The organism is Roseivirga sp. 4D4 (genome assembly GCF_001747095.1).
Taxonomy (GTDB): Bacteria; Bacteroidota; Bacteroidia; order Cytophagales; family Cyclobacteriaceae; genus Roseivirga.
Genome location: NZ_MDGP01000001.1, coordinates 3,067,136 through 3,083,801 on the forward strand (window position 1 = coordinate 3,067,136; position 16,666 = coordinate 3,083,801).

Annotated in this window: 14 protein-coding genes; all 14 read right to left on the reverse strand. The window is 38.4% G+C overall.

Going from position 1 to position 16,666, the window contains the following annotated elements; translation table 11 throughout:
- Positions 1–57: 57 nt before the first annotated feature.
- Complete coding sequence (locus BFP97_RS13570; RefSeq protein WP_069842939.1) at positions 58–1,185, reverse strand: glycosyltransferase family 4 protein; 1,128 nt, start codon at positions 1,183–1,185, stop codon at positions 58–60.
- A gap of 26 nt (positions 1,186–1,211) precedes the next feature.
- Complete coding sequence (locus tag BFP97_RS13575; RefSeq protein WP_069842940.1) at positions 1,212–2,192, reverse strand: NAD-dependent epimerase/dehydratase family protein; 981 nt, start codon at positions 2,190–2,192, stop codon at positions 1,212–1,214.
- A 308-nt stretch (positions 2,193–2,500) separates the two neighbouring features.
- Positions 2,501–3,634, reverse strand: coding sequence for a glycosyltransferase family 4 protein (locus BFP97_RS13585; protein WP_069842942.1), 1,134 nt, complete (start codon positions 3,632–3,634; stop codon positions 2,501–2,503).
- 1 nt (position 3,635) lies between these two features.
- Positions 3,636–4,742: a DegT/DnrJ/EryC1/StrS family aminotransferase gene (locus tag BFP97_RS13590; RefSeq protein ID WP_069842943.1), complete on the reverse strand. Its 1,107-nt coding sequence runs from the start codon at positions 4,740–4,742 to the stop codon at positions 3,636–3,638.
- Positions 4,742–5,197 (reverse strand): acyltransferase, encoded by a 456-nt coding sequence (locus BFP97_RS13595; protein ID WP_069842944.1) that lies wholly within the window; start codon positions 5,195–5,197, stop codon positions 4,742–4,744. The genes BFP97_RS13590 and BFP97_RS13595 overlap by 1 nt, the downstream gene beginning before the upstream one ends.
- 10 nt (positions 5,198–5,207) lie before the next feature.
- Positions 5,208–6,227, reverse strand: coding sequence for a Gfo/Idh/MocA family protein (locus BFP97_RS13600; RefSeq protein WP_069842945.1), 1,020 nt, complete (start codon positions 6,225–6,227; stop codon positions 5,208–5,210).
- 7 nt (positions 6,228–6,234) lie between these two features.
- Positions 6,235–8,058 carry an asparagine synthase (glutamine-hydrolyzing) gene (gene asnB, locus BFP97_RS13605; protein WP_069842946.1) on the reverse strand — a complete coding sequence of 608 codons (1,824 nt, stop codon included), beginning with the start codon at positions 8,056–8,058 and terminating at the stop codon, positions 6,235–6,237.
- Between the two features lie 4 nt (positions 8,059–8,062).
- On the reverse strand, positions 8,063–9,046 hold the full coding sequence (locus tag BFP97_RS13610) for a glycosyltransferase family 4 protein (protein ID WP_069842947.1): 984 nt from the start codon (positions 9,044–9,046) through the stop codon (positions 8,063–8,065).
- Positions 9,043–10,122 carry a glycosyltransferase gene (locus BFP97_RS13615; protein ID WP_069842948.1) on the reverse strand — a complete coding sequence of 360 codons (1,080 nt, stop codon included), beginning with the start codon at positions 10,120–10,122 and terminating at the stop codon, positions 9,043–9,045. The genes BFP97_RS13610 and BFP97_RS13615 overlap by 4 nt, the downstream gene beginning before the upstream one ends.
- Positions 10,122–11,522 carry a hypothetical protein gene (locus BFP97_RS13620; RefSeq protein ID WP_069842949.1) on the reverse strand — a complete coding sequence of 467 codons (1,401 nt, stop codon included), beginning with the start codon at positions 11,520–11,522 and terminating at the stop codon, positions 10,122–10,124. Before BFP97_RS13620 ends, BFP97_RS13615 begins: the two co-directional genes overlap by 1 nt.
- A gap of 32 nt (positions 11,523–11,554) precedes the next feature.
- On the reverse strand, positions 11,555–12,592 hold the full coding sequence (locus BFP97_RS13625) for a RimK family alpha-L-glutamate ligase (protein WP_069842950.1): 1,038 nt from the start codon (positions 12,590–12,592) through the stop codon (positions 11,555–11,557).
- 9 nt (positions 12,593–12,601) lie between these two features.
- Positions 12,602–13,591: a CapA family protein gene (locus BFP97_RS13630; RefSeq protein WP_069842951.1), complete on the reverse strand. Its 990-nt coding sequence runs from the start codon at positions 13,589–13,591 to the stop codon at positions 12,602–12,604.
- 13 nt (positions 13,592–13,604) lie between these two features.
- A complete protein-coding gene (locus BFP97_RS13635) occupies positions 13,605–15,011 on the reverse strand; it encodes a lipopolysaccharide biosynthesis protein (RefSeq protein ID WP_069842952.1) in 1,407 nt (468 codons plus the stop codon).
- The gene (locus BFP97_RS13640) at positions 15,011–16,543 is read right to left on the reverse strand and encodes a hypothetical protein (protein ID WP_221406607.1); all 1,533 of its coding nucleotides are present in this window, start codon (positions 16,541–16,543) and stop codon (positions 15,011–15,013) included. Before BFP97_RS13640 ends, BFP97_RS13635 begins: the two co-directional genes overlap by 1 nt.
- Positions 16,544–16,666 lie beyond the last annotated feature (123 nt).

Sequence of the window (16,666 nt, forward strand, 5' to 3'; positions counted from 1 at the left end):
TCTATTGCAAGATAAGAGATAATTATATAAAAGAAGGTTTAGAGAGAATGAATACGGCTAACCCGCATTCTTAGAAATGGAAACGACTTTGGTCTCGTTTCTTTGAGCACGATTTCGCTCTTTGAGTTCTTCCTTTCGTTTGTCAATTGCTGACTTAAAGATAAGTTCAAGAATGGTGCCCAAAGCAAAAACAGTCACCAATATGGAAGGAATAACAATGGCATCAGAAAAATTCTTCAAAACCAAGGCCAGAAGCACGAAGACGATATTAACCGTTACAAGAATTCCCGTTGACTGGGCGTGATTACAACCTAGTCTTAGCAAAATATGGTGAAAATGCGTTCTATCAGGGTGCATAGGAGATTTGCCTTTGGCAACTCGCTTGACAAAAACACGTGCGGTATCAGCGAGTGGTAATATCAATACTGCTATTGCGGTTCCTATTGACCCTCCAAAAGCAAATTCGGAAGATACCAATCCTGAATTGGAGTCAATAAACTTGATTGTAACAATAGACAGAAAAAAGCCTATCAATAGCGACCCTGTATCACCCATAAATATCTTGGAAGGAGCCCAGTTAAAATTTAAGAACGCCAAAAGTCCTCCAGCAAAAGCAAAGGAAATTAAGGCAAACGAATCAAGATTGTTAAGATAAAACCAAGTGCCAAAGAACAAAGATGCTATTACCCCAACTGACCCAGCAAGCCCATCAATACCGTCTACAAGGTTATAAGCATTTGTAATAACTATTATCGTGAACACTGATATCATATAACTCACTGCTAATGGCACCTCTCCTATACTAAATAATAATCCATATAATGACATTAGCCTTATGTCGCAAACTGTGACAATAATAAGAGCAGCAGCTATTTGACCAAATAGTTTCTGGAAGGCCCTGAGGTTAATAAGATCATCTCTAAAGCCAATAATAAACATTATGGACAAAGCACTTAGGACATATTTTGTCTCTCGCAATACTTCAAAAGGTGCCCAAATAAGAATGGCAATACAAAAACCAATGAAGAGAGGCAAACCTCCCATAGCAGGGGTTTTAGCTGTGTGGATTTTACGTCCACCTGGATCATCCAAGAAATTTCTTCTCTTAAAAAACTTTATAAAAACCGGAAACATCAGAAATGTCACTAAGAACGCAGTACCACCTACTAAAAAAATTTGTTCCATCTTACAAAGATAAGAATTGGTCGCTGTTATTCAGAGAAGAATAAAATGTCATCCGCTTGAGGATTTATGAACTCATGCTCTAAAGTTCTTTTCAGTCCTTCTTCTAAAGAATAAGGTGCTTTAAATGTAGCATGAACCTTGGTTGCATCAAATTGTGTAGTTGCGCAGAATTTTTTAACCCTTACTGATGAAATTGAAAGTTTTCTTCTTGAAAGAAATGCCAGTAAATCAAAACCATAACCACCTAACATCCCCAACCAATAAGGCACTCTAATTTCTGGCAATTCTAGATTCATTTGTTTGTCAATTACACCTAACAGTTCTGTCATGGTAAAATCTGGTGTGTCTATGTAGTTGAAAACTTGATATCCAGTCTCCGTTCGTTCCAATCTATTTTTAATAAAAGCCACAACATTACCGACATAAGCCATAGACTTCTTATTTTGACCTTTTCCAATCATTAGAAATCTTCCCGAACATATTTGTTTTAATAGATTATAGACATTCCCTCTGTTACGCTCACCAAATATCACGGTAGGCCGGATAATTGTTACAGACTTGTCTGCCGGGTTTTGATCATACCATTCTTTGATTACTTTTTCGGCTTCCCATTTACTTTTACCATAATGGTTAAATGGGTTTTGAACCTGTGTTTCATTAGGGTTATCACGATTCAGTCCATAAATTGCCACTGAACTTGTGAAAATAAGGTTTTTAGCACCATACTTGTCCATAGAAGCAAGAACATTTTTGGTGCCTTGTACATTTACATCATAGTATAATGAGGATGGTGAAACATCATCTCTATGTTCGGCTGCCAATAAAACTACAGTATCTTTGTTTTTAAGGAAACCATCCAATGCAACCGTATCAAGTACATTCCCATTCACAGTAATGTCATTGTAGAATGGACTAGAGTTTTTATCAAAATTTTTGGGGTTCTTGGTCTCTATCTCTTTAAGTAAAAAGCTACCAACGAAACCAGATCCACCTATTACACCTATCATTATTTCACTTTGTATTTTGCCCTAAGAATGTTACAGGATAAAATAACAACATCCCTTTTTCTAAGCTGACCAACTGCAATTGATTGATGATAAGATAGAGTATAGGACGTGAGCTCTTTATACCCGTTTACCAAAGCGAGTGAATTTTTAAAATCATATTTTCGGAAGGTAGAATTAGTAACTTCATGAATAATATAAATTTCAGCCATCCTTTAATTAAAAAATGATTTGACCTACCGCTCACTAAGCTTTTGATTAAATAAGTCATCTGAACTATATACCATATATTATCTAAAAATAATCAAAGATCATCGGACTAATTTACTTTCAAACAAATTTACAAACTCTCTACATTGATTATCCCTTTGAAAGTCATTTTTTAGGTTGGCAATCTCATTAGTAAAGCTTCTATAGTACTTTTCATCACTGGCCATACGAAGAACTGTGTTGCTTATCTCATTGACATCCAGATTTCTAAACTCTATACCAATACTATATTTTTTTACAAATTCACTCGCTTCGCTAACAGGTGTAATAACGGACGGAATACCTACACCAATATACTCATAGACCTTTACAGGAAAAGCGTCTTGGGAAATTCTCCCATCTATACGGAAAGATAAACCAACATGACAACTAGCAATCGTAACCATAATTTGATCATGAGGAATTCTACCTAAGTATGACACATTAGGTAACTCACATTGGTTGACCAGTTTTTCCTGTGCCCCTGAGCCAATGATCAAAAAAGCGATACCTTCATGCTCTTTTAGCCTTTCAGCCACGGCTAACAAGAGTTCTATGTTCTGAAACTTTCCCAAATTTCCATGAAAAACTGCAGTGAATTTTTTTCGCTTAGCAGGCCACAAGAACCCTTCCGGTATTACATATCCATTCCTGAGCAAGACTACTTTCTCAGCAGTTCCGACTTTTTGGATGATGTTATCGACCAATCCCTGAGTGGCCCCGGTAACAATGGCAGCTTTTTTATAGCTCGCTGTGGTTCTCCCGTCAATAAATCTGTAGATCGGGTTGGTCTCCTTGATGAGCCCCTGTTCTTTAAAAATCCTGGGATAATCGTCTCTTATGTCCAATACATAAGGTTTTCCTTTCAAACGAATCAGCGTAATGGCGATAAGCCCCATGAAAAAGGGTGGGCTCGTGACAATGTAAGCATCTGACTTTCTGAAAAAAGAACGGATCCCGATTTCAATCCCAAAGAGAATTTCAGCCAATAACCGAACTGCAAAGCCCTGGCTGTTTTTTGGCCCCTGAAAAAAAGTACAAGCCACCTTATACTTCTCTACCCCTTTAGAGGCTTTTGTGGTAATAATTTTTACATCATGTCCCGCATCGATCAAGGCGTCTACCCATGGGGCCATCCTGACTGCAGCAGCTAGGCTCATCGGGTAAAACTCGCTGGTTACTACCGTTATTCTCATTTTATTTGTTAAAGAAAGCTGCAATCTGTTCCACTATGTAGGCTTGGTGGTCATCAGGCAGCTCTGGGTAAATAGGAATTGAGAGTATTGTATTCTGGTTTTGATAAGCCACAGGGAAATTTTCCGGTGTGTAACCATATTTTTCATACGGCTTTAGCAAGGGCAAGATGGTTGGGTAGTGTAGAACTGTTGGCACCCCTTTTGAGGCTAAGAAGGATTTCAGTTCATCTCTGCGATCTGTCCTAATCACATATAAATGATAACTGTGTTTGCTGTTGGGTCTTACTTTTGGAATAACGAGCCCATCAATACCTCCCAACAACTTATCGTAGCGATTTGCGCAGTCTCTTCTGGCTTGGGTCCAGTCAAGAATATGATTGAGTTTAACAGCAAGTATAGCTGCTTGAAGTGTGTCCAATCGGCTATTAATCCCCTCCATTTTGTGTTGGTGCTTAATTAATGCTCCATGATTGGCAAACATTCTCATGTTTTCAGCCAACTCATCATCATTGGTAATAATGGCACCTGCATCGCCATATGCTCCCAGGTTTTTACCAGGATAGAAGCTGAAAGTGGCCACATCTCCAATCAACCCAGCCCGGGTGCCCCGATATTCAGAAAAATGTGCCTGAGCAGTATCTTCGAGTACCTTAAGCTTATGTTTTTTAGCAATGGCCATAATTCGGTCCATATCACATACCTGCCCGTAGATGTGTACCGGAATGATGGCCTTGGTGCGTTCCGTGATCTTTTCCTCGATCTTTTCAGGGTCGATGGTGAAGTAGTCTGGTTCAACATCTACAAAAACAGGCTTAGCACCAGTCTGACTAATGGTCTCAGAAGTTGAAATCCAGCTATGAGCTGTGGTAATTACTTCATCTCCATCCCCAATACCAATCATTCTAAGGGCTATGTATATGGCATCGGTACCATTGGCTACCGCTACACAATGCTTTACGCCATACTTCTCTGCAAACTTGGCCTGAAATTCGCGAACGATAGGACCACCGATGAAAGCTGTGTTATCAATGACTGATTTGATAGCAGCATCTATATCTGCTTTGATACTATCATATTGAGCTTTCAGGTCTACAAATGAAATTTCCATTATAATTTTCGAATAAGTTTGGCAGGGTTTCCTGCATAAATTCCTTTGGTAGTGATGTCTTTGGTTACTACCGCTCCTGCTCCAATCACTGTTCCTTCACAGATAGTTACCGGTAACACAGTAGCATTAGAGCCAATCGAGACGTTATCTCTAATTTCAGTAGATCTCCATTTGGAAGTATCGCCCCCAGCAGGACGACCTGATTGAAAAAGGTCGTTGATAAACATCACTCCATGCCCTATAAAGCAATTGGCGCCAATATTAACAAATTCACAAACAAATGTATGGGATTGAATTTTTGTTTTTTCGCCAACACTCACGTTTTTCTGAATCTCTGTGAAGGGCCCTACAAAGACATGATCTGCCAATTTACACCCATAGATATTTACGGGCTCTACTACAGTGACTGACTCACCGTAATCTACGTCTACGATCTGATGTTTAATAACTCTCATAATTCAGAGCTCATAGTTTGTGGAATTCCTTCTTCTTAGAGTAGATTTTGTCAATTATCTCCACAGTCTTAAGCCCTTCAAAAGCACTTGTAGAAATTTGCCCTCCTTGGGTCAGCACATTTACCAAGTTCTCATACACTTTGTCGTGGTTACTCATAGAACCTTGGTAGTTACCGTAATTATTGGCTGTATTACCTTCTGGAAGACCCTTAATCTCAATCCCATCAATATTCTGATATTCCAGCTCATTGAGATATTGCCCCCCAATTTTAACCGTACCCTTTTCACCGAAAATGGTTAATGATCCCTCCATATTCTTGCCATAACTGTTCACAGTATAATTGATGGTTCCAATGGCCCCGTTATAAAACTGCATAATGACCACTCCCGTATCTTCGAAATCGATAATGCCTTGGTGCACAAAGTTCTGAAAATAGGCTTCCACATTTTTAACATCGCCAACCAGCCAAAATAGCAAGTCTATAAAATGACTGAATTGTGTAAATAAAGTACCGCCATCAAGATCTGAACTCCCTTTCCATGAATTATGGTAATAGTCTTCGTTTCTATTCCAAAAACAAGACAATTGTACTGAATTGATCTTTCCTAGTTTGCCTAGTTCAATCTGTTCCTTTACAGCCATCACCGGAGGATTAAAGCGATTTTGCTTGATAGCAAAAAGCCTACGGTTGTTCTTTTCGGCTGCGGTGATCATTTGACCGCAATCATAAACACTTATGGCCATGGGCTTTTCACATAACACATGATAACCTTCATTCAAAGACTGAATTGAATGCTTGGCATGCAAGCCATTGGGTGAGCAAATGGAAATCACATCTACATCAGGCTTTGCATCAAGCAATGCCTCTATTGAACTAAAGGCAGTTGCGCCATAGGCCGCTGCTAGCTCCTCTGCCTTTTCGTTGACAATGTCGCATACCGCTACCAGTTTTCCGTAATTATTGATGTGTTTGGCATGTCTTAGGGCAATACGGCCACATCCTACTATTGCAAATTTTACTTCTTTCATGTTGTCTTTAAAAATTTAGTCGGGCCCATCTTTCGGCAATAAACACGCTAAAAATCTCTTTTTTTGAAATGATACTACTGTTATTAAGGTATTGATTGTAGCTATCTGTGAATCTGGAAGCATCAATGGCACCTATATCGGCCAATGCCGATTCCTGTTTCAAACCCTTAAGATAGCCCTGAAAATCTTGTTTTAACCATAACTCCTCAGGTGTTTCAAAACCCTTTTTATCTTTACGCCATCTGATCTGGTCAGGCACGTAGGTCAGATGCTTTCGCATCATATACTTAGTCCATCCCTTACTGATTTTCAAGTGATCTGGGGTGTGCAAAAGTAAATTTACCAGTCTATGGTCCATAAATGGTGCTCTGGACTCAATCGAATAGGCCATAGAGTTTCTATCCTCATAGGCAAAAAGCGAAGGCAGTGAGTAATTCGAAACATCCAGAATTTGTCTCTGGGTCATATTGCCCCTGCTACTGATGTCTTCATCAATACCGCTCAGCCTTAGGTAATCAACTCTTCGCTTGTTCAGAAACGGAATGTAACGCTTAGCCACAGAGAGGTCAAACTGATTAAAAATGGTACCCTGTAGTACAGCGCTAAAGATGTTGGCAAAAAGAGGCAGAAACTTTCTTTCCTGTTTAAGTCGGCTTAGATAGAAAAAGTAGAACTTCAGGTAGCCTAGCAAAAGCTCGTCAGCCCCTTGTCCCGATAGAATCACCTTCAGGCCAAAATTCTCCTTAATATGTTTAAAAATCAAATGGCTAGCCACAACGCTGGCCGTGGTGAAGGGCTCATCCTGGTGATAAATCGTCTTGTCTAAGTGTTCTAGAAAATTTTGCGGATCGAGGGTGAATTTATAGTTCTTCAAATTGCCCTCTTGAGCAGCAATATCTATAAACTCCTCTTCGCTATACTTCTGTTCTTTTGAAATGACAGAGAAAGTCCTCAATGATGGTGCTGACTTGTTCGCTAATAGAGAAACGACTGTAGAATCAAGCCCTCCACTCAATAGCGCACCAACTTCTACATCGCTCACCATTCTGAGTAAGACACTGTCATCCATGAGTGCCTTAAACTGGTCTATATAATCTGTCTCTGAAAGGTTCTCAATGGGTTTATAGTCCCAATAGGACTCAAAATGTTCATGCCCGGACTGCAAATCGAGCTCCAATGAATTGGACTTTGGAAATTGCTTGATGTTCTCAAAGAAGGTGTTTTCCGAATAATCCCGGATGCTTTGCTTTAGATAGCAGTATAAGGCGCTATGATCGGCCTTAAGTGATTTCTGATACTGTAAAAGCTGCTTGATCTCGCTGGCGAAATAAATACTGCTACCTACACGAGAAATATAAAGCGGTTTGATTCCGAACCTGTCTCTGGAAACGATTAGTTTATTCTGATTTTTATCTAGCAGAATAAAAGCCCACATACCGTTGAGCTTGTCAAAACCCTTTATCCCGTACTTTTTGTATATCCCAATGATTACCTCAGTATCAGTTTTAGTTCTAAAACTTACACCGTCTTTTACCAATTCATCCAGCAGACTTTGGTAGTTAAAAATCTCACCATTGAATATGATCACATAATCGCCAATTTCAAGTGGTTGATTTCCATTGGCCGATAAGTCTATGATGGATAGTCTTCGGTGACCCAAGTACAAATTGAACTCCTCTTTTTGGACATTACTCATCCTTGTATTGTAACAGTACTCTCCAGAAGCGTCAGGACCACGGTGTTCGATTACATCGACACTCTTTCTGAACAAACGGAGATTTTCATGAGAAAGCCCATTATCAATATCTACTGCAGCAAATATCCCGCACATATTCTTAGTTCATTAATGAGTGATAAATATCAATGAGCCCTTCCGTCAATTTTTGCTCATCTAATAACGAAACCAATTCCCTGCTGTTGTATTCCGAATAATCGAACTCTTTAGCTTTTATCATAAGGTTTGCTAGTTCCTGTGGGTCATAGCCTTGTGATACAAAAGATCCTTTGAGTTTCGATATCCGCTCAGGAACATCACCCACAGGAACACTTATGATAGGTGTATTTAAAGCCATAGCTTCTTTAATCACATTAGGAGATCCTTCTCTCAGAGATGTAAGTATCATACAATCACTGGCTCTCATATATTGAAGTAATTCCTCATGAGATTGGCCAAAGATTGTTTTCACAAAAAAGTCTTTTCGTTCATTGATAGCAACTGATGCTAAGGCTTGCTCAACCAACTGATAATTTTTATTCGGATTAGACGTGCTATTGGGGAATAGGATCATAAAACCAGGAGGAATTCCAAGTTTTTCCCTCATTGATGCCCTATCAGACTTCAAGAGTTTATCATACCTGTAAAGCTCCAAACCTGAAGGTATCACACTTGCATCCGATATCCATGGGATTTTTTTTAATAGATGCTTAGATACGACAATTATCTTGTCGCTCACCGTTGACACTATTTTCCCAATGAGCATGAGTATTAGCCCTTTTTTTGTTTGTACGCCTTTTTCATTGACGATACCTTGAGCATCATCTCCTCGATATGTTACAACCAGTTTCCCCTTCCGCCCAACTACCAGAAGCGCACTTTGAGCAAATTGTGCATGAAATATATCTGGTTTAAAAGTTTTTATGGTTGACTTAATCTTTCGCCTATGTATCCAGTAATTTTTTAAGCTTCCTCCTCCTCTAAACGAATAGATTTCTATATTTACCCCATTCTTCTTTAAATAATCAAATTGGCGCTTTACAAATAGTCCAGAATTTGGATGCTCATCACTTGGCCACTCAGAACTAATCATCAATACCCTCATGCCGTCCGTAAAAGTGACTTTAGTGTTTTGTAGTTATTGACCGAGGAAAATATCTCGGTTGCCTTTTTTCTGTTCATAGCACCAATCAACTGCAACTTATCCTGAGACATTTTCATGGCATTTTTTATTGCCTTGCTTATCGTATTGGCATCTTGATAATCACAAAGTAGTTCCTTTTGGTCATCCAGAATACCGGGGAGATCTGACACTTTAGTAGCGATGATCGGCTTTGACATTGCCATGCCTTCACACACAGCATTCGGTAAGCCCTCGTACTCGCTAAATAGTCCGATTACCGTAGCTGACGCAATGACTGATTTCACATCCGTTACTGCTGGTTGGAAATAAAAAACTTCCTCTAATCCGTATGTTTCAATGAGCTTCTGCCCTTCTTGCATTGATTGATCACCAGAATCATCTCCATACCATGATATTTTAAGGTTTTGCCTGAAACTTTCATTCAGAATGTTCACAGCTTCTATCAATCCCTTTAGATTCTTTAACCTTCTGTGGCTTGACAAAACAATCATATGAAATACATCTTGTCCATGCACCTCAGTTTTATCAGCCCAATAATCAAGGTCCAAAGAGTTGTAGATTACCTTTTTTTTGGTAGGCGGCAAAAATGGAACAGACTCTGAAATGAAGTCCATGTTTGCGAATGAATTTGTGCACACGTAATTAGCCAAAAGGTAGGCCATCCGATAAAGTCGGGACTTAATGCTTTTTTGTGCACTTGGTTTTGCACTCCTCTCGTTTACTATCAGTTTGTACCCGCCAAGAGGTTTCAGTAAACAGCCCAACACGGAGGGACCTGGTAAGTAAGCTACAACCCAATCTGGCCTGGTTGATTTAAATAACTTTCCGAAAGACTTTAACCTCGCAAAATAGTTTGACTCATAAAGCCTGTAGTGATCAATACCTAACTGGGTTATCTCGCCTAAATAAAACTCGGAATTATAGTACCATGCTATCGCAACGTCAAAATCGTCTGCTTTGAGTGCCTTAGCCAAGGTCATAATCTGACGTTGGGCCCCTCCCGATCCCATGTTGTCTATAATTAGCAGAACCTTCATTATTTGATAATAAAGTATACGACATGTAAAATGGCATACAGACCCAAAGAACGGGTCACAAAAAGTCTTCTATCCAGTTTATTGAGTTGAACAATCACAGATATAAAAACTAAGTAGATCAATGGGTAGAACCCCAGAAGCCTACGTGTCTCAAAGGAAGCAAAAGTAGTAAGAAAGATCACTCCCAAAGACATCAAGAAGAGGTTTCTGATCTCAGTGGGTATACTTTTTCGAATACGTACACGTAAAAGCCCCAAGACCATTACCGACCAAACTATAAACCAAAAGACTGTTGCGATCAACAGCGGGAATGAAGCCAGGCCATCTTCCAGTGTTCGAGTAATTGGGAAAGGAATAATCTGTGAAAACAAGGTCAGAAGTAGATGCCCTATGAGAGAGCCTCTTAATGCATAACCTAAAGAACCTCCTCTTCCTGCCGTTGCTTCTACCTTACTGTTGTAAGATTCAATTGTGGCATATAAGTCTTGATAAAGAGGTAGTACCACTTGAATAAATAGGAACAAAAAAACAAGACCTAAAAGAGAGACGGAGCCATAAAAGAGTGTTTTCGCTGCTTTACTATTCATCCTTTTATACAAATCGGAAAGCAAAAAATAAATGCCAAACACCCCGGCCACTGCTCCGTTGGCCTTTCTAATGTAGAAGCATATCAGAACCAGGCAGAAAATTAATATTGCCTTTTTCAGCAGGGCATAATTTGCCAGGCCCACAAAGGCAATCAATGTAAAAACTGTGGCGATTTGCTGGTCTCTCAACAAAAAGGCTGAGTAAAAGAAATTGTGTGAACACAGAGCAAACAAAAGTGTGCTTAAAAAAGCGACCTGCTGATTCCAAAACTTCAGACAAAGCAGGTAGAGAATAGAAGCATTCAAAGAGAGCAAAAAGACATTGAGCAACTTTAAGATCAGTGGATCGTAGTTAAGCGGATCAAAGAAACTTGAAATATAAAACATGCTCTGAAAAGTGAACATGGTTAGTGGTAGTGAGGAGTATTCAAAAGTATTAAAGGAATCTCTGGCTATGTAAGCAAAACCTCGCTCATCAAAAGCCATGGCATTGCGGTAGTAAAATAACTGATCCCTGAAAACGTAATAATCGTTTACCGGGTTAGTAAAAAAGAGCTTATCTATGTAGACAGTGTAAAGAGTATATAGGGCATAAGCACTCAGGAATATGACTAAATGACCGTATTCATTTCTAGAGCTTTTTGAGAATAAGCTGATAGTCAATGCGCCCAGCATCAAAAAGAAAAGAGAAAAGAGGATAATCGAAAAACTCCCTTCTAAATATAAAAAAGACCACACTGAAAAAAGTATAAGTAACGCCACAAGGCATGAAGTCTTCTGAATTTCAGTATTGGGCTTTACCTTAAGGACCATTCAGTCAAATTAACTTTATTAAGTTGATTTCCTTAATGACTGGCTTGCTTTATAGAGGTAATAAAATCCTCCATCATAAAATACTGCGCTTTAAAATTTCCCGGAATCCATTCGAGATCACTATTCCAATGACCAGGGCAATCATCGTAAAAGGGGCCCGTCACAAATCCGTAAGAGATTTCTACTATATACATTTCCCCTTCAGTATCATAAATAAAGTCTAAGGCCAGTGATTGTGTATTAAGCTTCTTACTTAAGTCAAAAGATTCCCTTATCAGCTCAAGATCAAAAAGCTCCCTTTCATACCCTTTGACACCACTGCCTGAAGCTCTGAAATCTCCTGTTCTTACATACCTTCGAACTGCAAAAGCGCGTTCTCCAATGATTATCACCCGAGTATCAAAATCATTCTTTGGCAAAAACTCTTGAAAATAAACATAGCCTTTTTCCCTGTGACTTTCCTTTTCTATAGAAGTCTTAACAAATAGCCTTGCAAAACCTTTGCAAACCCCAAAAAGCGCTGCTAAATCCCGATCTCTTTTTAGGTGATAAAGCCTATCCTTAAACATGGAATACCTGTCTATGGCCGGGAACCCCCTGGAAAAACTCCTTCTAATGAGCCTATCTGCCTGAGCTTTACTCTTAACCAATCTAACATTGATTGATCCAGCTCCACCTCTTAATTTAAATACAATGGGGAAGGACGTATTCGACACCCATGAAACAGCATCTTTCTTTGAATAAAAGACATGTGACTTTACAATAGGCGCCTCCATGGCCTCAAGGAGATATTTTTGCCCCACCTTATCATCGAAGTGCCAAGAGGTATCAGAGTTGGGAAAGACTTTTTTTCCTGATTTTTCCAGTGATAGAGTAAGTTGCCTCGCAAACAAAATCGCTTTTGGATCGGCATGATGCCAATGCCACATGAGTCCATCACAATCTTTCACCTGTTCAATTATATCATCGGCATAACAATTAACAAGCTTATAATCGATGGAGTGCAATTTACAATACTCTATCCATCTATCGCTGAACGATCCTGGTCTTTTGTGTATAGCGAGTTTCATTCTATAATTTCATTTTCCCTTTAGAAAGTTAAGCATACTTCCAAAAGAGAGCTTTCTCGGGTTTTGCAGTACTCCTATTATCTTCGCTTTCCTGCTTTCAAAAAATTTGAAGGTATTGTAAACACGTGTGCTCATTGTCAAAAATTGAAACCTCAATTTTAAACTTTTATCATAAGCTAAAACACCACTTTCAAACTTCAAAAATTCATGATGAACTGAAAAATCTTCATACAAATGAACCATTATTGATCGCTTATTTCTGCGAGCTTGAACTTTACGTGATCTGGTTGTAAATCTATCACCGTCAAACTTACTTTGGACATCAAAATCAGGGAAAATACAGTTTCCAATGCCATAGTAAATTCTGACACCTTTATACTTTTCATATGATTGTATAACGTGTGCATGATGGCCCAAGATTAAATTTGCTCCGCAATCAACAAGTTTGCGAGCCATTATTACATCCAGGGGTTTTGGAATCGCAATCTCTTCATCTCCCCAATGCAGGTTTAAAACAACAAAATCAACGCTACTTTTTAGTTCTTCTATTGCATTGGCAATGCGCTCAAACTCAATGGTAGCGACAGTGGCATTTTTCCCCTTTGATGGATGCGTACTTTTACAACAAAAGCCCAATACCCCAATCTTTTTTGAATTCGAAAAAGTAAATACAAATGGATTATTGAAATGAGAGCCGTTTAGACCTGCACCAAAATACTCTATTTGGGCCTTATCAAGTATGTCTGTTGTTCTATTGAAGCCGGAATCTCCGTAATCAAAGATATGATTATTAGATAGACATACTGCAAGAGGATTCCTTTTAAAGGTGTCATGAATATTCTCAAATCTTTCAATATGAAGATTTATCTTATGTATGGCCGGATTAGTAAGATCAGTTGTAACAGGAGCCTCTAAATTGAAAATAAAGTGTTCCAATGACACTTCAGATTCAAAAAACTCTGGTACATAAACATCTCCAAGGAAACTTAATTTATCCATTAAAACAGTTCGATCAGGATGTAATACTAAAAGTCTTACCAATCGCTCTTTTGACATATAAAATTGCAAGAGCTAATAAACATAGCCCTAGAATTAACTTGATACTTAAATCAATAGTCCACATTGAAAAAGCCAAGACGGTCGCAAAAGAGATTGTTAACGAAAGTATAGTTGGCAATATTGAAAACCCTATCGGGTGCAATTTCTCCGAAAAAATCCAGCTTAAAGTTACCTGTACCAATGAGCTAATTAAGAGGCTTATTACAACGCCATGAAGTTCAAAAACAGGCACCATTAAAAACAAACAGGCGATATTAACAACAACACTTATTAGATATATAACGGTGTTATACTCAGTCTTTTTTTCAATTCCCGGCCCTAAACTTACAGTCTGATTTATAACTACTGTAAGCGCATAAGATAGAGCGATGAAACCAAACAATCTGCTTGCGAAAAAATACTCAGGAGTAGCCAAAAAAGATGTAAGGTCGTATGAAAATATGGTCAAAAGAGAAACCAGCAAAAGAATTGAACAACTCACATATTCCTGTACACTTCTAAAGAGGTTTTTATACTCTTTATTATTCTCAAAATTTTCCCACATGAAGGGTGCCCAGGCCATTTTAAACGAAGCTCCTACCAAATTAATGATTGACGCTAACTTGAGCGCCACCGCGTAAATGCCAACATCCGCTACCGTTAGGTAACCCAACATGAAAAACCTGTTTGCATAAGAATTTATCCATGTACCAGCTACTGATGGCACCAGGGGTAAGGAATATCGAAACGATCTTTTGAGCGTACCCATGTTAAAAGTGAACCCAATGTATTCCTTCAGGTACAGTGTCATGAAAATACTGACTAAAAGATATCCCAGAAGTTGCCCCCAAAAAACACTTTCTATACCTAATTCTTTGATCAGGATTAAGTAAAGAGTCAATGAGACTATCCCACCTATGAGTAACAACTGAAACCCTAAGTAGATTAAGGGTTTCTTTTTAAATCTGATGACAACTGTCAACAATGCATTGAGGCAAGAGGCTGGAATAACCATTGCAGCAACAATCAGTACTTTTGGGTCACTAAGTGAGAGTAAACTAGCCAACTGATATTTAAAAACCACTAGCGTTATCATCACTATAGCGGATCCAAGCAGTATTGTCCAATATACTGTGGATATAAGTATCCTTTTGTCTGCCTTTGTTTTAGATTGAAAGAAATACCTGCTGACGGCAGATTCCAACTGAAGCATACCCAAAATTGCCCCAAAAGCAACAATAGTTGATACCAAATCTAGGTTTCCAAACTCGCTGGCGGAAAATGATCTGGTGTAAACGGGTAGTAATATTAGCCCAATTAATTTTGCCAATGAGGCTGCCAGGCCATAAATGACAAAATCTTTAGCTAAAAGTTTAATCATTAATTGTGAAGTATTTGATAATTATCAATTCGATATGAATATTCCCAATTTTGTTTCACAGCTAATGGAAGTCCCTCCATGCCATATATATCAGTATTGAGGACAATACCTTTGAGGGGATACTTATTTAAGTAGTCCTTCAACGCAGAGGGAGAAATATTGCCCAAAAAATCATCGAAGAATTGCCTTTTGAACTCAGATTTACTTGAAAAATATGAGGTATAATCAGGTCTACAAATCTTAACACCTTCGACAGCCAATTCCTTTAAAAGTTCCGAATCGTTCGAAGACCAAACAAGCTCATCCCCTAACAAATCTTTGTCTTTCATGCTGATCATCAATGCGTGTTTTGCATCTTGATCTCTTTGTAGCTTTCTACCTCTTAAAATCAACTTTCTAGGAATCAGTATTATGATTAAATTCAGTAAGAGTAATAAAAAAACTTCTATCGGATCAAAAACGCTTATGAAGCTTATGGCAATTAACGGAATAGCAAATTCCATGTACCTTTGAGGTTCTCCTAAAAACCTCGTCTTTCGAAAACTGGTGACTATAAAAATTCCAACGCCAATACCCGCCACTTCTACTAGCCTGTTCCATGGCGCCTCAAGGTTACCAAAAATATATAGATACACTAATGGCCAAAAATAGGTAAAGCCATACAATAGTTCCACCAGCGGATTACCATAAATATAATAAAGCCCCTTAATTTTATTCTCCCTAAGCTGAAGCCAAAAATCTCGTATAAAGTCTAAGTATATACTTGGTCTGCTTTTTAGAATGAAAATCTCAGCCATATACAGAGCATAATTTCTCTTATGATTGAACTGCCCCTTGATATAACTTACAGCTACCTTTGGCATTATAGCATAAAACAAGATATAAGCCACTATAGGTATTCCAATTAGCTGCCAAAGGTCAAAGGCCAAGCTAAAAAACAGGATACTAAACAATAGGTATTGCATAGCAAATTGGCTCAGCAATACAATGATAAATCCAATTAAATACAAGCCAACCAGCAGATACAGGTTAGGCTGATCAATGTAGAAGGCTATAGCGTAAAGGAAAATTTGCCCACCTATTATACCTGCCTGACGAGCAGAAATCCCAGTGTTTTTAGCATTCCAAACGGCATAAGAGAAAGGAAATGAAAAAAAGACCAGATTCGCAAGAATCAATTGCAAAACACTTAATTCGACTTGCGATCTAACCTGAAATAAAATTATAAAAAAATTGAATAGTACTGTTTCTAAAATACTGAGTGCTAAAGACACCCGTTTAGCTTTCCTTTCAATAATTGATAAGGGAAGAAATGACAAAATCCAATGAAATAACTGAGGGTAACAAGGGTTATTTTCATTGTAGCATAGTAAATAATCCGAAATAAATCGATGCCTGTTTTTTTTTATTCGCTGTATGATATTTACGTGCAGGCCATGATCAGACCCTAATCCCATTTGCTTGGAGAGTAAATAATGGAATAGAACTAGAATTCCTGCACAAATAGTAACACCTATAAGCTTAATTACCATTTACATATTCTGTTAGCAACTATTATACAATTCTTAATCAATGTCGGGAAAAACGCATTCAGCTTTAAAGGGACATACTAGTACCTTTTTTTAACTTATATACCTGTATATTGGCCGGAAAAA

What these genes read in the sequence shown, in the direction of transcription:
- BFP97_RS13575 (WP_069842940.1), bottom strand. Translation starts at nt 2,192, where the DNA reads ATGATAGGTGTAATAGGTGGATCTGGTTTCGTTGGTAGCTTTTTACTT.
- BFP97_RS13640 (WP_221406607.1), bottom strand. Translation starts at nt 16,543, where the DNA reads ATGGTAATTAAGCTTATAGGTGTTACTATTTGTGCAGGAATTCTAGTT.
- BFP97_RS13620 (WP_069842949.1), bottom strand. Translation starts at nt 11,522, where the DNA reads ATGGTCCTTAAGGTAAAGCCCAATACTGAAATTCAGAAGACTTCATGC.
- BFP97_RS13600 (WP_069842945.1), bottom strand. Translation starts at nt 6,227, where the DNA reads ATGAAAGAAGTAAAATTTGCAATAGTAGGATGTGGCCGTATTGCCCTA.
- BFP97_RS13610 (WP_069842947.1), bottom strand. Translation starts at nt 9,046, where the DNA reads ATGAGGGTATTGATGATTAGTTCTGAGTGGCCAAGTGATGAGCATCCA.
- asnB (WP_069842946.1), bottom strand. Translation starts at nt 8,058, where the DNA reads ATGTGCGGGATATTTGCTGCAGTAGATATTGATAATGGGCTTTCTCAT.
- BFP97_RS13635 (WP_069842952.1), bottom strand. Translation starts at nt 15,011, where the DNA reads ATGATTAAACTTTTAGCTAAAGATTTTGTCATTTATGGCCTGGCAGCC.
- BFP97_RS13595 (WP_069842944.1), bottom strand. Translation starts at nt 5,197, where the DNA reads ATGAGAGTTATTAAACATCAGATCGTAGACGTAGATTACGGTGAGTCA.
- BFP97_RS13625 (WP_069842950.1), bottom strand. Translation starts at nt 12,592, where the DNA reads ATGAAACTCGCTATACACAAAAGACCAGGATCGTTCAGCGATAGATGG.
- BFP97_RS13630 (WP_069842951.1), bottom strand. Translation starts at nt 13,591, where the DNA reads ATGGATAAATTAAGTTTCCTTGGAGATGTTTATGTACCAGAGTTTTTT.
- BFP97_RS13590 (WP_069842943.1), bottom strand. Translation starts at nt 4,742, where the DNA reads ATGGAAATTTCATTTGTAGACCTGAAAGCTCAATATGATAGTATCAAA.
- BFP97_RS13585 (WP_069842942.1), bottom strand. Translation starts at nt 3,634, where the DNA reads ATGAGAATAACGGTAGTAACCAGCGAGTTTTACCCGATGAGCCTAGCT.
- BFP97_RS13615 (WP_069842948.1), bottom strand. Translation starts at nt 10,122, where the DNA reads ATGAAGGTTCTGCTAATTATAGACAACATGGGATCGGGAGGGGCCCAA.
- BFP97_RS13570 (WP_069842939.1), bottom strand. Translation starts at nt 1,185, where the DNA reads ATGGAACAAATTTTTTTAGTAGGTGGTACTGCGTTCTTAGTGACATTT.